14 protein-coding genes and 1 pseudogene are annotated in these 15225 nt (G+C 56.4%); 6 read left to right on the forward strand and 9 right to left on the reverse strand.

Annotated elements, in window-relative coordinates; genetic code table 11:
- Positions 1-153 precede the first annotated feature (153 nt).
- Together B7L09_RS24980 and B7L09_RS24985 are read left to right on the forward strand one after the other, a co-directional pair.
- Positions 154-1212: an MBL fold metallo-hydrolase gene (locus B7L09_RS24980; protein WP_094471088.1), complete on the forward strand. Its 1059-nt coding sequence runs from the start codon at positions 154-156 to the stop codon at positions 1210-1212.
- Positions 1213-1343: 131 nt separating this feature from the next.
- Positions 1344-2873 (forward strand): amidase family protein, encoded by a 1530-nt coding sequence (locus tag B7L09_RS24985; protein ID WP_010457273.1) that lies wholly within the window; start codon positions 1344-1346, stop codon positions 2871-2873.
- A gap of 99 nt (positions 2874-2972) precedes the next feature.
- On the opposite strand, the gene B7L09_RS24990 is transcribed toward B7L09_RS24985, so the two are convergent.
- The 3 genes from B7L09_RS24990 to B7L09_RS25000 all read right to left on the reverse strand — a co-directional run bounded on the left by B7L09_RS24990 (position 2973) and on the right by B7L09_RS25000 (position 4435).
- Positions 2973-3245 carry an XRE family transcriptional regulator gene (locus tag B7L09_RS24990; RefSeq protein WP_141213502.1) on the reverse strand — a complete coding sequence of 91 codons (273 nt, stop codon included), beginning with the start codon at positions 3243-3245 and terminating at the stop codon, positions 2973-2975.
- Positions 3246-3256: 11 nt separating this feature from the next.
- Positions 3257-3574, reverse strand: a complete 318-nt coding sequence (locus B7L09_RS24995) for a helix-turn-helix domain-containing protein (protein ID WP_094471089.1) — start codon at positions 3572-3574, stop codon at positions 3257-3259.
- A gap of 93 nt (positions 3575-3667) precedes the next feature.
- Positions 3668-4435: an AraC family transcriptional regulator gene (locus tag B7L09_RS25000; RefSeq protein ID WP_094471090.1), complete on the reverse strand. Its 768-nt coding sequence runs from the start codon at positions 4433-4435 to the stop codon at positions 3668-3670.
- A gap of 112 nt (positions 4436-4547) precedes the next feature.
- Here B7L09_RS25000 and B7L09_RS25005 point away from each other — a divergent pair, with 112 nt between their 5' ends.
- Together B7L09_RS25005 and B7L09_RS25010 are read left to right on the forward strand one after the other, a co-directional pair.
- Positions 4548-5363: a sulfite exporter TauE/SafE family protein gene (locus B7L09_RS25005; RefSeq protein ID WP_094471091.1), complete on the forward strand. Its 816-nt coding sequence runs from the start codon at positions 4548-4550 to the stop codon at positions 5361-5363.
- A 152-nt stretch (positions 5364-5515) separates the two neighbouring features.
- Positions 5516-6613, forward strand: a complete 1098-nt coding sequence (locus B7L09_RS25010; protein WP_255142562.1) for a hypothetical protein — start codon at positions 5516-5518, stop codon at positions 6611-6613.
- A 30-nt stretch (positions 6614-6643) separates the two neighbouring features.
- Here B7L09_RS25010 and B7L09_RS25015 read toward each other — a convergent pair whose 3' ends face one another.
- Entirely contained in the window at positions 6644-7630 is a 987-nt protein-coding gene (locus B7L09_RS25015) for a hypothetical protein (protein ID WP_094471092.1), read from the reverse strand.
- A gap of 288 nt (positions 7631-7918) precedes the next feature.
- Between B7L09_RS25015 and B7L09_RS25020 the strand changes: the two genes are divergently transcribed.
- Positions 7919-9016, forward strand: coding sequence for an HNH endonuclease (locus B7L09_RS25020; RefSeq protein WP_010457266.1), 1098 nt, complete (start codon positions 7919-7921; stop codon positions 9014-9016).
- Between the two features lie 159 nt (positions 9017-9175).
- On the opposite strand, the gene B7L09_RS25025 is transcribed toward B7L09_RS25020, so the two are convergent.
- The 5 genes from B7L09_RS25025 to B7L09_RS31750 form a co-directional block, all read right to left on the reverse strand.
- A complete protein-coding gene (locus B7L09_RS25025; RefSeq protein WP_094471093.1) occupies positions 9176-9709 on the reverse strand; it encodes a BRO-N domain-containing protein in 534 nt (177 codons plus the stop codon).
- A gap of 432 nt (positions 9710-10141) precedes the next feature.
- Entirely contained in the window at positions 10142-11392 is a 1251-nt protein-coding gene (locus B7L09_RS25030; RefSeq protein ID WP_094471094.1) for a ribonucleotide-diphosphate reductase subunit beta, read from the reverse strand.
- 517 nt (positions 11393-11909) lie between these two features.
- Positions 11910-12194 carry a hypothetical protein gene (locus B7L09_RS25035; RefSeq protein WP_094471095.1) on the reverse strand — a complete coding sequence of 95 codons (285 nt, stop codon included), beginning with the start codon at positions 12192-12194 and terminating at the stop codon, positions 11910-11912.
- A 188-nt stretch (positions 12195-12382) separates the two neighbouring features.
- Complete coding sequence (locus B7L09_RS25040; RefSeq protein WP_094471096.1) at positions 12383-12646, reverse strand: DUF2790 domain-containing protein; 264 nt, start codon at positions 12644-12646, stop codon at positions 12383-12385.
- 116 nt (positions 12647-12762) lie between these two features.
- Entirely contained in the window at positions 12763-12945 is a 183-nt protein-coding gene (locus B7L09_RS31750) for a hypothetical protein (protein ID WP_141213503.1), read from the reverse strand.
- Between the two features lie 161 nt (positions 12946-13106).
- On the opposite strand from B7L09_RS31750, the pseudogene acs reads away from it, so the two are divergent.
- Positions 13107-15065: pseudogene (acs, locus tag B7L09_RS25045) on the forward strand (acetate--CoA ligase).
- The last annotated feature ends 160 nt before the right edge of the window (positions 15066-15225 follow it).

The raw sequence follows: 15225 nt of genomic DNA on the forward strand, positions 1-15225 counted from the left end.
CTTTGATGCAACCTAGAAACTACACTGTGCAGTGTAATGTTTCGTTAATCCTGCACAGTGAACAATAGAATCTTCGGCTGATGCGTGCGTGCTTTGGCCAATTATCGTCCCACCGTGAAATACCGCTTTGCGGTTTTCTGGAGTCACTCAGTCATGGCCAATTCAATTTCCCCTGCGGACAATGCCTCCACGCCTGAAGCTTCCCGTCAGGCACAAGGGCTGTTCCAAAATCATGTGCCTGTGCAACGTGAAGGCTTTCGAAAGATGCTGCGCATCATGTGGAACATGATTTTCCACAAACCGCGCAACACTCGCCCGACGGCGTCCGTCCCGGTGCAAGCCCTGACCCAGGCCGCGTTGATTGCGGCCCCCAACCACAGCGTCTATCGCCTCGGCCACTCCACCGTACTGCTGAAAATGCGCGGTAAATTCTGGGTCACCGACCCGGTGTTCGCCGAACGTGCNTCACCCGTGCAGTGGGCCGGCCCCAAGCGTTTTCACCAGCCACCGATCAGCCTCGAAGAACTGCCGCCGATTGAAGCGGTGATCCTGTCCCACGACCACTACGACCACCTTGATTATCAAACGGTGCTCAAACTCGCGGATAAGGCCAACTACTTCCTGACCCCACTGGGCGTGGGCGACACCCTGATCAAGTGGGGCGTCGATGCCAGCAAAGTGCGCCAACTCGATTGGTGGCAGGGCACGGAAGTGCATGGCATCCAGTTCATCGCCACACCGTCGCAGCACTTTTCCGGGCGCGGTCTGTTCGATGGCAACAGCACGCTCTGGGCCTCGTGGGTGATGATCGATGGCGACACGCGGATCTTCTTCAGCGGCGACAGCGGCTANTTCGATGGCTTCAAACGTATCGGCGAACAATATGGCCCGTTTGACCTGACGTTGATGGAAACAGGCGCTTACAACGTCGACTGGCCCCACGTGCACATGCAGCCGGAACAGACCCTGCAAGCCCATATCGACCTCAAGGGCCGCTGGNTACTGCCGATTCACAACGGCACCTTCGATTTGTCGATGCACGCCTGGTTCGAGCCCTTCGACCGGATTCTCGCATTGGCCTGGGAACGCAATGTGTCGATCACCACGCCGCAAATGGGCGAGGCGTTCAACGTCATGTATCCGCAGCGGGGAAGAACCTGGTGGTCCGGACTGGAAAATGAAAGCGATCAGGTTGCCACTCAGAACGCCTGATCCTCTGCCGTCGGATGATGTTTCCTACATTGACAGCTCCTTGTGACTGACAGCCGTTTCCTACGGTTTCGGTAGGCTGTGCGGCGGGTGAAATGACTCACCCGCGATTAGCCATATCAAGGATGCTGTAAATGAAGGACGTTTTAAAAAGCCGCATGACGGCACTGGCGCAGATCATTCTGCTATCGGTCACCGGACCTGCATTCGCAGACAGCAACGCCTCCGTCACTGCCCAGTCGCTCGAATATGCGAGCGTCAGCGAGCTTACCGAGCGGATGGCGCGCAACGAACTCACCTCAGTCACACTGGTGGAGTATTTGCAGGCGCGCATCCACACGCTGGACAAGCAAGGGCCGACGATCAACGCGATTATCGAGCTCAACCCACAGGCCATCGACATCGCCACCGCTTTGGACCAGGAGCGTCAGGACGGAAAAGTGCGTGGTCCGCTGCACGGCATTCCTGTTCTGCTCAAGGACAACATCGACACGGCGGATCAGATGCAAACGAGCGCGGGTTCGTTGGCCATGGTCGGCCAGCCTGCTGCGAACGACGCGTTTGTGGTCCAACAGCTGCGTGACGCAGGTGCCGTCATCCTCGGCAAAACCAACATGAGCGAATGGGCTTACGTCCGGGAAATGGGCTTGCCCCACGGTTGGAGTGGCCGAGGTGGCCAGGGTAAAAACCCCCACGTGTTAAATGGCGAAATCTGTGGTTCCAGCTCGGGTTCAGCCGCCGGTGTTGCCGCCGGTTTCGCACCGTTGGCCATGGGGACCGAAACCAACGGTTCCATCGCGTGCCCTGCTTCGGCCAATGGCGTGGTGGGCGTCAAGCCTACGCTGGGTCTGTTCAGCCGATCGGGCATCATTCCCATCACCCGTCTGCAAGATACGCCGGGTACCCTGACGCGCACCGTTCGTGACGCCGCGCTGATGTTCAACGCCCTGCAAGGCGTTGACGCCCGTGACCCTGTCACCAGCGATGCGCCAGTGGGCGTTGACTACACCGCGCTGCTCAACACGGATGCACTGCAAGGCAAAAGAATCGGTTATCCAACCGAGTACGTCGGCACCAACGGCACTGTGCTTCGACCCGGTTTTGAATTCCTGATGGCATTGGCCACACTGGAAGAGCAAGGCGCGACCCTGGTGCCGTTGAGCGTCCGACTGCCGGATATCGATGGCTACTTCAACACCCTCATGGCAGGCATGAAACATGAACTGCCCGAGTACCTGGCCAGCCGCTCAGAGTTGCCGATTCAGACGCTTCAACAGTTGATCGATTTCAACGAACTGAATCCGGGTGCCGAAGGTTACGGGCAGCAAATGCTGAACGACATCAACCAACTGGACATGACCCACTCACAGGCAACCGAGATGTTCGGCGTGCTCAGTGCCAGCTTCAAGGCTGCCATTGATGAGCAAATGGCTGAACATAATCTGGATGCAATGTTTGCCGATGCCGATGGCTACTCGCAATTCAGTGCCGCAGTCGCTGGCTACCCAGCCATTACCGTCCCGTCGGGCATGAACAGCGATGAACTGCCAACGTCTGTGTTCTTTTTCGGCCAGCGCTGGAGTGAACCCCAACTGCTGGCGCTGGCTTACAGCTATGAACAAGCGTCGTTAGAGCGTCAGAATCCGGCGTTTCGGGAGCAGTAAGGTCCAAGACCAAGGCAGGTGATGGTTCAACGTCATGTATCCGCAGCGGGGAAGAACCTGGTGGTCCGGACTGGAAAATGAAAGCGATCAGGTTGCCACTCAGAACGCCTGATCCTCTGCCGTCGGGCCGCTCGCCATGGAGCGGCCCGCGATCTTCGCCACCGTCAGGTCGCGAACGTTTCCGTCGAGAATTTCATCCATTTCCCCCGCTGACAGCCCAAGCCTTTGCGCCGCTTCCACCTTGCCCAACTGACCGGTGTCGAGCAGCATGCCTATCTTCATGAGGTATTCGGCCTTGGCCCTCATCTCACCCACATCGGCAGCACCCGAAGACGGATCACCGCGCCTGTCGCATTCATTGATTCCATTCATCTGCTGACTCCTCACTCAACCATCGCGTAGTCCGCCCGACCCACCGGATCAGGCGTCGACCCTCTCACATTCATCCCCCGACCCGGCGCAAATCCCGGGAAGAACACCAGGCCTTCGGATTCAAACCGATACGCCAACGCCAGCCGGGTGACATCCAGCACATCGCGTTCATCCTCAAATCGAACAATGGCGTCCACGGAGACACCGGACTCCTGCGAGAGCTCTTCCACGCTCCAACCCAGCATCGCTCGGGCCTGGGCACAGTGGGCCGGGGTGAATTGGAAAAGGGCGATACGTTCCAGGGTGATTTTCATCGCAAGAGAGGCCATGGTGTTCTCCGGGCTCGAGAGTGCTAATCCAAAAAGTACTGTTGTTTTGTACAGTTGTTTTGCGCCCGGATCAAACTCATTTTTTGATTTTTGCTATGTCGCCCCCTCCATCCAGACGGACGGTGCCTGTCCCAATACGCGGCGAAACATCGTCGAGAATGCTGCCGGGCTGTCATAACCGAAATCCAGCGCAATACGCGTCACCGGCGTACCCGCCGCCAACCGCGCCAGGGCCAGCACCACACAGGCCCGCTGGCGCCATTGGCTGAAACTCAGGCCAGTCTGCTGGCGGAACAGCCGATTGAACGTGCGCAAGCTGATGTGCAAATGATCGGCCCATTGCTGCGGCGATTGATGCGCATCCGGCCGCTGCAAAAAGCCTTGGCACAACCCCAGCAATCGCGCGTCGACCGGTAAAGGAATGTGCAACGGCAAGTGAGCACTGCGCGCCAGTTCATGCAGCAGCAAGTCGATCAGCGCGCTATCGCGCCCGGCCTCGTCATACGCCAGCGGGATCTCCACCGCCTCCATCAACAAGTGCCGCATCAACGGCGACACACTGATCACCTGGCAACGATCCCCCAGATCAACCACCCCGGGTTCGATATACAAACTGCGCGTGCTCACCCCCAGCATCAGCACCTCATGCGCCACCCCCGCCGGAATCCACACCGCCCGCTGCGGCGGCACCACCCAATTGCCGTCGTGCGTGCTGACCTGCATCACCCCCGTCGCGCCGTACAGCAGTTGTGCTCGCCGATGCGTATGACGGGGCAACACATGGCCGTGGGAATAATCCGTACCGACCGCCACCACCGAGCGGGGCGTGTCATCCAGCAGATTGATCGAAACATTGCGCATTGAGCGGTTTCCAGCAGTTGGCGTAAACGCGAACATTATTGGCTGACTTGCTGAAGCAGGCCAAGGCGCATCGTTCTATTGTCGACCGCTCTCAATCAATGGACGACGCGTGATGTTCTATCTCCTGCTGGCATTTTTCGGGTGCGTGACTGGCGTCACTGCGGTGCTGTTCGGTTTCGGCGGCGGCTTCGTTGTGGTGCCATTGCTCTATCGCATGCTCATGGCTAGCCATGGTGCCGATGACCCCGTCAGCCAATCGGCAATGCACATTGCCGTGGCGACTTCGACCTGCGTAATGATCGTTAACGCATTCATCGCCACCGGCAAACACCGTCGCGCCGGTAATCTCATTCGTCATTATCTGTGGCCGCTGGGCGGGTTCATCGGCCTGGGCGCAATCGTCGGAGCGGTCGCCGCGATGTGGGTGAGTGGCGAGGTGATTCGTTATGCCTTCATCGCGTACCTGGGCGTGACCATCGTCGATTGCCTGTTCCGACGCGGTTTTCTGACAGCATCCGACACCGCAATCCCACGACGATTGGGGAGGGCGGAAGTGTCTGGCGGTGGCGTAGGAATCGGCGCGATCGCGACGTTTCTCGGCGTGGGTGGCAGTGTCATGACCGTGCCGTTATTGCGTCGATGCGGATTGAGCATGAGTCAAGCGACGTCCATGGCCAATCCGCTAAGCCTGCCGGTGGCGTTGGTCGGGACGCTGACTTACATGGCGATGGCGGGGGTTACCGAGTTTGATCTGGAAGCTTGGTTTATCGGGTATGTGGATCTGATGGCGTTTGCGGTGTTGACGATGGGATCGTTGGTGGGGATTCGGTTGGCCACGCCTTGGATCGGGCGGATACCGGATCGAACACATGCGCGGGTGTATATCGGTTTGCTGGTTTTGGTGATGCTGAGTATGTGGGCCAGCTAAATCACCGCTCTATTTCAGGGTTGGTATCCGCAGTTTTTTTCGCAAGAATGAATTTTTGCGCTGACATCATTTTTCGCGGGAGGATGTCATGTCCGTGCGAGGGGACTGACAAAGGATTGATATGCCTGGCGCCAGTGGCCACGCTGTTACTCATGCTGTGTTCCACCGCGCAGGCTGACGATGGACGACGCGTCTTCAGCGGCATGCTGGGCAAGATGCCAATCGTTATGGAAGTGGAAACGTCTAACGCCGAAAACATAAGCGGTCGCTACTTCTATCAAAAGTATCGTAAGGACATAGTTCTCAGTGGCATCAAAAACGGAGAGATGCTGGTACTCGATGAGAGTGAAAACCCTTACGGAGAGAAAAAGCCTCGGCCGCAAATTCATCTGAATATCGAGTCCAATAGGGTGTGGGGAGATTGGAGCAACGACGAAGGCAAAACGTTGAAGATAGAACTGGTGGAAGCCAAGCCGCCAGTAATCCCTACCGGGACTCCTCCTTACCTCGCCAAGCTCCGTGACACCGAACCTTACGAATATCTGCGTCTGCAAGGTCTGACGCTCAAACAAGGAAAGACGGAAACGTTCGATGGCTACTCTTTGCAATGGTGGAGCGAGCCGCAAACAAAGGTGACGTTCTTTGAAATTGTTTCGGGCTACACCCCCGAGGCGCGTGATCGCATCAATCAGTTGTTGATGGGACGTTTATGGCAGGAAGTGGTGGGATATTACGAATGTCTCGCCGGCGGTGGCGTGAACTTCTATTTCCAAACCGTCAAACCGTTGTTGATTACACCAACGGTCATCAGCGTGAGCGTCGGTACTGAGGCCAGCTGTGGCGGCGCGCATCCGGATTACAGCGAGATTGCAATCAATCTGAATGCCAAGACCGGTCAGTCTCTGACTCTTGAAGATGTGCTCTGGGTAGGGCAGGGCAAACCGCTGCATTACGAAGAGCCTAATAACGAACAGTCCTCCGACACATTCACGGCGTATTCAGATTACCGCAACAAAGAATTCGCACCTTGGTTGGTTGGACAGTTGCGTGAGCTTTACCCTGATCAGATGCCTGGCAGCGACGAAAACTGTGCGTACGGCGAAGAAGACCGTTGGCCGTTTCCCACTTGGTATTTCACTGAAAAAGGAATCAAGGTAGGCCCGACGGTTCAGGCAGCCCGTGAGCGGCGTATGGAAGTAAAACGGGAAATATGGGCGTTCGAAAGGCAGCTTAAACTCGAAGCGCAATGAGCTGTGGTGATAACGCCGCAGCCCGGTTTTTTAACCCTTGAACCCCGGCGCCTCACGAATAATAAAGTGATCCAGGTTCTCAATATTCGCACTGAACACCCCGAACGTCTGCTCGGGGTTCTTCTTGCTNGGCACCTGCTTCAACTCCGGCGTGACGCCATAAAAGAAGCAATACAACTCGGCCTCACTGTCGATGGCATGCTTGATCTCTTCCAGAAACGCTTTGCGCTTGCGGTAGTTCTCGATCAGCTTCTTGCTCAGGTAAACGTTGACCGAATACGGCTTCTTCTTCGCCTCATCCGCCTGCTTGAACCAGACCTTCTGTTCGAAATCGATGCGAAAGCTCTGGGTGTAATCCTTGATCTCCTTGATCTTGCCCCAGTAAATCAGCCCTTTGTTGTCCGTCAGGTATTCGATCTTCTTGAAGAACGACCCATAAGGCGCCGTGTGCTCGCCAATCTTCAGCGGCATGCGCTTGAGCAGGTCCTTGTCTTCGAAGTTCGACACAAAACATTCCACCGGATGGGCGAAGACACTGGTCTTGTCCGGCGCTGTTTCACGGCTCGGGTGTTCTGTGTTGCTAGCCTCAGTGGTTGGCGTCGGATCGTCCCGCACCACATCCGCCGCCACCGCCGGGTTCGACGGCTTACGCACATACTCACGCCGAGTCAGCAACAACTCCGACGGGAAATGCTCCTCGCGACTGTCATCCGATTCCGCACCGTCCGCGTCCACACCTGACACCGACGCCTTGAGACTGACATAAGGACAATCCGCCACATGCCGGGTGCTGGGCGTGTTCTTGAAGTGCGGGGTGCGAACGTAGTTCACGTTTTTGGCGTTGAACGTGGTCAACACATTCAACCCATCGAAGGCCGCCCTGCAGGCGTCACTGGGACATTGGAAGTGTTCCTTAGCGGAATCGAACTCCATGGTCTCGTCGAAATTCAAATCGCGCACATCATAGATCGACAACTTGTCGTCGAGGCTGAGGCAGTAGGCGAGGTCGAATTTCATGGCGGGCTCGGGTCCTTGAGTGGGGAAGGGTATTAATAGCGGGAGGCGGGGCGGGTTGCACTGAATGTTTTCAACACACCGCAAAATCTGCGGCAACACACCAAACCTGTGGGAGCGAGCCTGCTCGCGATTCCCAGCATCAACTCAGTCAATCTACCTCGCGCTGACTCAGTAGCAACACGATAACTGTGGCGAGGGAGCTTGCTCCCGCTGACGTATTGAAACCCTTTGGTACTTTGGCAGTTGTAGGAATTTTCCTACGGAAATTGTCAATAAAGGGCAGCGCTCGTGGCGATCAAAGCGGTTTCGAAGGAACGGATAGACAAAGCGTTGCTGGAGTTTGATCGTAAATTTCGGAGTAAACGCGAGTGGCAGGGCTGGGAAAATAACCTAGCTCACCGTTACGCCGTTCACGAGGGCGGTGAACTATATCCGGCGAAAAAAATTGTCTCGTTGGCTACTGGCATTGCCGTAGGAGACTTCTCTGGCGGGCACCCCACTAACAGGTACCTTGAAAAGCGAGGCTTTACTATTGTGGAGTTACCGCGTGGGGAGGGCGTGCCCGTATTGCAGTTCACGCCGGGGGCTGTTTACGACCGGAAAACTGAAATCAATGGACCGTTCGGGGGGAGCCTGCAAAGCGGCATAGCACCGTCTGCTACCTACCCTGCAATATTTTTATTCACTGGCGACAGTGGGGCGCAATTTGGGTATACCGACGATTGGGACAACGGCGCCTATCTTTATACCGGTGAGGGACAAAGCGGACCGATGACTTTGACCCGAGGTAACCGAGCTATTGCTGAGCACGCCGAGGATGGCCGAGCGCTGCACTTGTTTAAGTCCCTTGGCAAAGGTAAAGGCAACGCTTACGTGGGCGAGTTTTCTTGCGCCGACATGTTTGAGCGGACCCAGCCGGATGTTAGTGGCCAGGATCGGACTGCGATTGTTTTTCGGTTAGTCCCTGTGGGCATTCCTGGTGAAATCATTGAAGCTGAAGAACAGGATGAAGATGAGGCTGACTTTTCCGGGTCTCTGGCTGCTGCGCGGTTGGCTGCGCTTGCTGCATGTAAGCCTAGCAGCGATGATTTGGGGCAATCTGCTCCTCGTAAGATCTACCAACGCAGCCGTAAGGTTGCGCACTATGTGTTGATGCGCGCCGAGGGTGAATGTGAGAGCTGTGAGAAGCCGGCTCCTTTTATGAGAAAGGATGGCACGCCCTACTTAGAGCCCCATCACGTAAACCGACTCTCAGATGGTGGGTTAGATCATCCACGCTATGTGGGGGCTGTATGCCCAAGTTGCCATAGGGAAATTCATTCTGGAGTGCACGGGTCGTTGGTGAATGAGAGGCTGAAGCAGCGGCTGGAAGTCATTGAACGCTGATTGAGCGATGCGCCAAGGCTATTGAACCTAATCTGAAGGGCGCTCCAGTCGCTTTCTTATCCCTCGGACGATACTGAGTGGCCATTACGACGTCTACGAAAATTCCTACAGAAAAGACCGACGTATCGCTCAATCTATTCCTACAAAGACACCGCTGCGCTAACCCACCGAATGCTTCGACGATTGAAAGGACTCCAAAACCTTTCGCCACCAAGGCTTAACCACCGGCACCCGCCGCCGCGTGCGATTCAGCAACAGATAAGGCATGTCCCGCAGCCGAATCCAGCCTTCATCCTGCCAATGCAACAAACTCAGCGACATCTCTGGCCAATCCAACAAACTCAACATCGGTCGATCCGCATTCTTCGACGGCGCCGCATCGCGCAAGGCTGGCACCACTTGATGAGTCAACCACTCACGCAACAACTGATGCCCCGGCGCGTAGTGATACACCAATAACGCATACACGCCGGACTCGCTGAGCATCAACCGCCTTTCCGGTTGTCCGTGGTAGTCGATCAGCAAGGTGTGCCGCTGATCTTCATCCAGTTTGCTGACTACGCGATCGCTTAGATGGAAACCCATCAAACGCCCCAGATCTCGGGCGCAGAACCATGGCTGGTTTTCTAAGAGGAGGGCGTGAAGGTCGAGGTTTTGGCGAATGAAGACGGTGGGGGTGTAGGGGTCAGACATGACAAGCCTCCAGGGATGGAAGCGCATGGAAATTGAAGTAGCTAACGCGGATTTCCTTCGGAGAGAAGGGGAGATTTTTAGGCATATCCTTTACACGTAGAGTGGACTTAAGAAATCCCAACGAGCAAAGCCATCACACACCCGAACGACAAATCACCTAAAGGTGATTGCGGATATGAATGAATGGCCAAGCTTTCTACGTTGGGCGTTTCTTAGGCACCTGTAATGGAGCTTAGAGGTGCTTTGAATGGGCATCAATGAGGAAGCCGCTGTAAGTTCTGTAGGAGTTTTAGCGTTGTCGTGTAGGGACGAAAATGGTTGCTCATTTGTCATCCCTATACACGTTGGCTTATTTTTATTTCCTAATAAGACCCTGAAGGCAGGGTCTTATTAGAGGCAAAGCTTAACTGCTGTAGGACAATTGAGAAAATATTAATCCCAGCTCAGCGCCCCACCAGTCTGGTACTCAATAACCCGAGTCTCAAAGAAATTCTTCTCTTTCTTCAAGTCCATAATCTCGCTCATCCAAGGGAACGGGTTAGTCGTCCCTGGATACTCTTCCTTCAANCCAATCTGCGACAAACGACGATTCGCGATGAACTTCAGATAGTCCTCCATCATCGCCGCATTCATGCCCAGCACCCCACGCGGCATGGTATCGCGCGCATATTCAATCTCCAGCTGCGTCCCTTGCAGGATCATCTGGGTCGCTTCTTCCTTCATCTCAGCATCCCACAAGTGTGGGTTTTCGATTTTGATCTGGTTGATCACGTCGATACCGAAGTTCAGGTGCATCGACTCGTCGCGCAGGATGTACTGGAACTGCTCGGCGACGCCGGTCATTTTGTTGCGGCGGCCCATGGACAGGATCTGGGTGAAGCCGCAGTAGAAGAAGATGCCTTCGAGGACGCAGTAGTAGGCGACCAGGTTGCGCAGCAGTTCTTTGTCGGTTTCGACGGTGCCGGTTTCGAACTTCGGATCGGAGATCGAACGGGTGTACTTCAGGCCCCACGCGGCTTTTTTAGCCACCGATGGGATCTCGTGGTACATGTTGAAGATCTCGCCTTCATCCATGGCCAGCGATTCGATGCAGTACTGGTAGGCGTGGGTGTGGATCGCTTCTTCGAAGGCCTGGCGCAGGATGTACTGGCGGCACTCCGGGTTGGTGATCAGGCGGTACACGGCCAGCACCAGGTTGTTCGCGACCAGGGAGTCGGCAGTGGAGAAGAAGCCGAGGTTGCGCATGACGATGCGGCGTTCGTCGTCGGTCAGGCCTTCCGGGTTTTTCCACAGGGCGATGTCGGCGGTCATGTTGACCTCTTGCGGCATCCAGTGGTTNGCGCAGCCGTCGAGGTACTTTTGCCAGGCCCAGTCGTACTTGAAGGGCACGAGTTGGTTGAGGTCGGCGCGGCAGTTGATCATGCGCTTTTCGTCAACGGCGACGCGGGCGGCGGAGCCTTCGAGCTCAGCGAGGCCTTCGGCGACGTCGAGTTTGTCCAGGGCTGCTTTGGCACGGGCGATGGCGGCAGAGTCGTTCGCGGTGACGGCGCGAGCTTCTTGAGCGGCGACACCACCAGCGGTGTCGAGTCGGTCCATGTTGGCTTCAGTNGCGTGGCCGGCGTTGGCGCCTTTAGCGGCGACTTCGCCTTCTTCTTCTTTGTCGAATTCGTCCCAGCTCAGCATGACGTGTCGTCTCCTGCGTGAGGGCTAGATGCCCGTGTGAAAACTGATTGGTTGTTTTTCACACGGCCGTACTGGCCGCGTTGGATAGCGTTTTTTGCAGCGGTACACGCAGGCAAATAAACATAATTTTGTACGGGGTTCCGAGAGCCTCTGAGGGGCGCAGAAATCGGTGAGGACTTCGGCGTGGGCTTCAGACTGGCTGTTATCCCTGTAAGGGAATATTGCAGGCCCGTTTAAGCCGGCATTATAGGGAAATTTTTACGGTCGTGGTGGGGCGAATCCGCGCATGGAGCGGTCGAGAAGGCGGGTTTTTCGGTCGGAGCGAGGGTTTACAGGGCTTTGGCTGGAGATCGCGGGTTAAGATTTTTTTTCTTAAAATTTGAAGCACTACTTTTTTGTTCAAAAAATAGGCAGAAAAAGCGGTTTTTCACTACATGTTGTGTTTTGAGTCGGTTTTCGGTGGTTCAAGACACAACTAAGCCCGACCGAAGCCGGGCTGTAAAGTCACGCTGGATGATCAGCTCAGGCGTGCTGCACCGACGTGATCGGCGCCATCGGCAGCGACTTTGGCCGCACCGGTGTGATCGAAGCCGTCAGCGGCGACTTTAGCGGCACCTGTGTGATCAAAGCCATCCGAAGCCAGCTTGCCGGCACCGACGTGATCGGCACCATCGGCGGCGAAGGAAGCCGAACCGGTATGGTCGTAGTAGGCAGCGGAGCCCGTGCGGTCGAAACCGTCAGCAGCGAACGTGTTGGCAGCCAGGACGGAGAGGGTCAGGGCGAGGATCAGTTTGGTTTTCATGGTAGTGGCTCCAGGTTCGTTGGCGTTTTGTGCCTTGGGTATGGAATGAATGCTACGCCAACTAATTTGATTAAAAAGCGCAAATAAATGCTCAAGTTAATCGTATTTATCGATATGTACGGTTCGGCGCTGCATCTGCCTTGAAAGGGCGGGGCGGATGGGTCGAACCGTTAAAGGCGGGCGGGTGATCAGCCGTTTGTGCAGCCGTTGCCCATGATGCTGTAGCGCAGAATGTGGCGTTGACCTTGGGAGTCGTCGTATTCCATTTTCACCGGAACAACTTCGCACACATTGGGGACTTCACTCATGGAGATAACTTTGGCGACGTCCAGGTGAGTCGAGTAAGTGTATTCCTCGATGGCTGGTTTCTGCTGTGCGACATCAGTCGGGACCTCGTCTGCCATGGCGGTTGCGCACAGGCTGCTGAGGGCCAGAACTAATAAAGCTTTCATTTCAGATTTACCTTTTAGAGGTCGAATGGGGTCACGCAACCTTGTTGGGGTTGCGTGTGGAGCTTGATTAAAGAGTCTTGGATTAACGGCCTTCGTGGGGGCTGCAACTTGGTTAATCACGTTGCCTTGTTGGCGAGACGGATTTTAGGCGTGGGGTGTGCATTCATATAGGTGGGGTTTTGATAAACACCTTTGACAGATTTCGTAACAATCAGCGGATAAGGTGGTAGGAAGGAGTAAATGGCGGTTTCGGCGGTGGGGTTTTTCAGGGGGACCGCGTTATCGTTCTTCGCGGGCAAGCCACGCTCCCACAGGGTTTGCGTGAAGTTCGGAGGTGTGTTTTGGGCTTATCACGGTAATTTGTAGGGTCTTGTTACTACCATCGTCGAATGGTTCTATAGGCCCACCCCGGCTACAACAGGGGCCATACAACAACAACTATGTCACCGAGGTAAGAAAGATGAGTGCGGCTTCCCTGTACCCCGTTCGCCCCGAAGTTCTGGCCAACACGCTGACTGACGAGGCAACCTACAAAGCCATGTACCAGCAGTCGGTCGTCAACCCGGACGGCTTCTGGCGCGAGCAAGCCAAGCGCCTCGACTGGATCAAGCCTTTCACCACGGTGAAGCAGACCTCCTTCGACGATCACCATGTCGACATCAAATGGTTCGCCGACGGCACCCTGAACGTTTCCTACAACTGCCTCGACCGTCATCTGGCCGAGCGCGGCGATCAAGTCGCGATCATTTGGGAAGGGGATGACCCGGCCGAAAGTCGCAACATCACCTACCGCGAGCTGCACGAACAAGTCTGCAAGTTCGCCAACGCCTTGCGCGGCCAGGATGTGCACCGCGGCGACGTGGTGACTATCTATATGCCGATGATCCCCGAAGCCGTGGTCGCCATGCTGGCCTGCACCCGGATCGGCGCGATTCACTCGGTGGTGTTCGGTGGTTTCTCGCCGGAAGCCCTGGCCGGTCGCATCATCGACTGCAAATCCAAAGTGGTGATCACCGCTGACGAAGGTGTTCGTGCCGGCAAGAAGATCCCTCTCAAGACCAACGTCGATGACGCGCTGACCAACCCGGAAACCAGCAGCATCCAGAAGGTCATCGTGTGCAAGCGCACCGGTGGCAACATCAAGTGGAACCAGCACCGCGACATCTGGTACGAAGACCTGATGAAAGTGGCGGGCACTGTGTGNGCGCCGAAAGAGATGGGCGCCGAAGAGGCGCTGTTCATCCTCTACACCTCCGGCTCCACCGGCAAGCCTAAAGGCGTGCAGCACACCACCGGCGGCTATTTGCTGTACGCAGCCCTGACCCACGAGCGCGTGTTCGATTACCGCCCGGGCGAAGTCTACTGGTGCACCGCTGACGTCGGTTGGGTCACCGGCCACACCTATATCGTCTACGGCCCGCTGGCCAATGGCGCGACCACGCTGCTGTTCGAAGGCGTGCCGAACTACCCGGATATCACCCGTGTGGGCAAGATCGTCGACAAGCACAAGGTCAATATCCTGTACACCGCGCCAACCGCGATCCGCGCGATGATGGCNTCGGGCAAAGCCGCTGTTGAAGGCGCTGATGGCAGCAGCCTGCGTCTGTTGGGTTCGGTCGGTGAGCCGATCAACCCGGAAGCGTGGGACTGGTACTACAAGAACGTCGGCCACTCCCGTTGCCCGATCGTCGACACCTGGTGGCAGACCGAAACCGGCGGCAACATGATGAGCCCGTTGCCGGGCGCTCACGGCCTCAAGCCAGGTTCGGCGGCACGTCCGTTCTTCGGTGTGGTGCCGGCACTGGTGGACAACCTGGGCAACATCCTCGAGGGCGTTGCCGAGGGCAACCTGGTGATTCTCGATTCGTGGCCAGGCCAGGCGCGCACGCTGTATGGCGACCATGACCGCTTCGTCGACACCTACTTCAAGACCTTCCGTGGCATGTACTTCACCGGGTGACGGTGCACGTCGCGATGAAGACGGTTACTACTGGATCACCGGGNCGTGTGGACGACGTACTCAACGTCTCCGGCCACCGCATGGGCACCGCCGAGATCGAAAGCGCGATGGTCGCTCACCCGAAAGTCGCCGAGGCTGCCGTGGTCGGCGTGCCGCACGACATCAAGGGCCAGGGGCATTTATGTCTACGTCACGCTGATCGCGGGTGAAGTACCGAGCGAGCAACTGCGTCTGGAGCTGAAAAACTGGGTGCGCAAAGAGATCGGGCCGATTGCTTCGCCGGACGTGATCCAGTGGGCGCCGGGCTTGCCGAAGACGCGCTCGGGNAANATCATGCGCCGTATCCTGCGCAAGATTGCCACGGCTGAGTACGACGGGTTGGGCGATATCTCCACCCTGGCGGACCCGGGTGTGGTGGNGCATTTGATTGATGAGCACAAGATCATGAACGTCGCGTAAGCGCTGATTCTAGAGTCATCGAAGCCCCGCCAGGTGTTGAGCCTGGTGGGGTTTTTTATTAGCTGATGGTTTTGTGTTGGCGGTGCGGACCTCATCGCGGGCAAGCCCGCTCCCACAGGTATTTGAGTTGTGGCGCGGATTGCATGTACTCCAAAAGCCC

The sequence above is a fragment of the Pseudomonas mandelii genome (assembly GCF_002251635.1).
Classification (GTDB): Bacteria; Pseudomonadota; Gammaproteobacteria; order Pseudomonadales; family Pseudomonadaceae; genus Aquipseudomonas; species Aquipseudomonas mandelii_B.

Coding starts and splice junctions, on each gene's coding strand:
- B7L09_RS24985 (WP_010457273.1), top strand. CDS start 1,344: ATGAAGGACGTTTTAAAAAGCCGCATGACGGCACTGGCGCAGATCATT.
- B7L09_RS24990 (WP_141213502.1), bottom strand. CDS start 3,245: ATGAATGGAATCAATGAATGCGACAGGCGCGGTGATCCGTCTTCGGGT.
- B7L09_RS24995 (WP_094471089.1), bottom strand. CDS start 3,574: ATGGCCTCTCTTGCGATGAAAATCACCCTGGAACGTATCGCCCTTTTC.
- B7L09_RS25000 (WP_094471090.1), bottom strand. CDS start 4,435: ATGCGCAATGTTTCGATCAATCTGCTGGATGACACGCCCCGCTCGGTG.
- B7L09_RS25005 (WP_094471091.1), top strand. CDS start 4,548: ATGTTCTATCTCCTGCTGGCATTTTTCGGGTGCGTGACTGGCGTCACT.
- B7L09_RS25010 (WP_255142562.1), top strand. CDS start 5,516: ATGCTGTGTTCCACCGCGCAGGCTGACGATGGACGACGCGTCTTCAGC.
- B7L09_RS25025 (WP_094471093.1), bottom strand. CDS start 9,709: ATGTCTGACCCCTACACCCCCACCGTCTTCATTCGCCAAAACCTCGAC.
- B7L09_RS25035 (WP_094471095.1), bottom strand. CDS start 12,194: ATGAAAACCAAACTGATCCTCGCCCTGACCCTCTCCGTCCTGGCTGCC.
- B7L09_RS25040 (WP_094471096.1), bottom strand. CDS start 12,646: ATGAAAGCTTTATTAGTTCTGGCCCTCAGCAGCCTGTGCGCAACCGCC.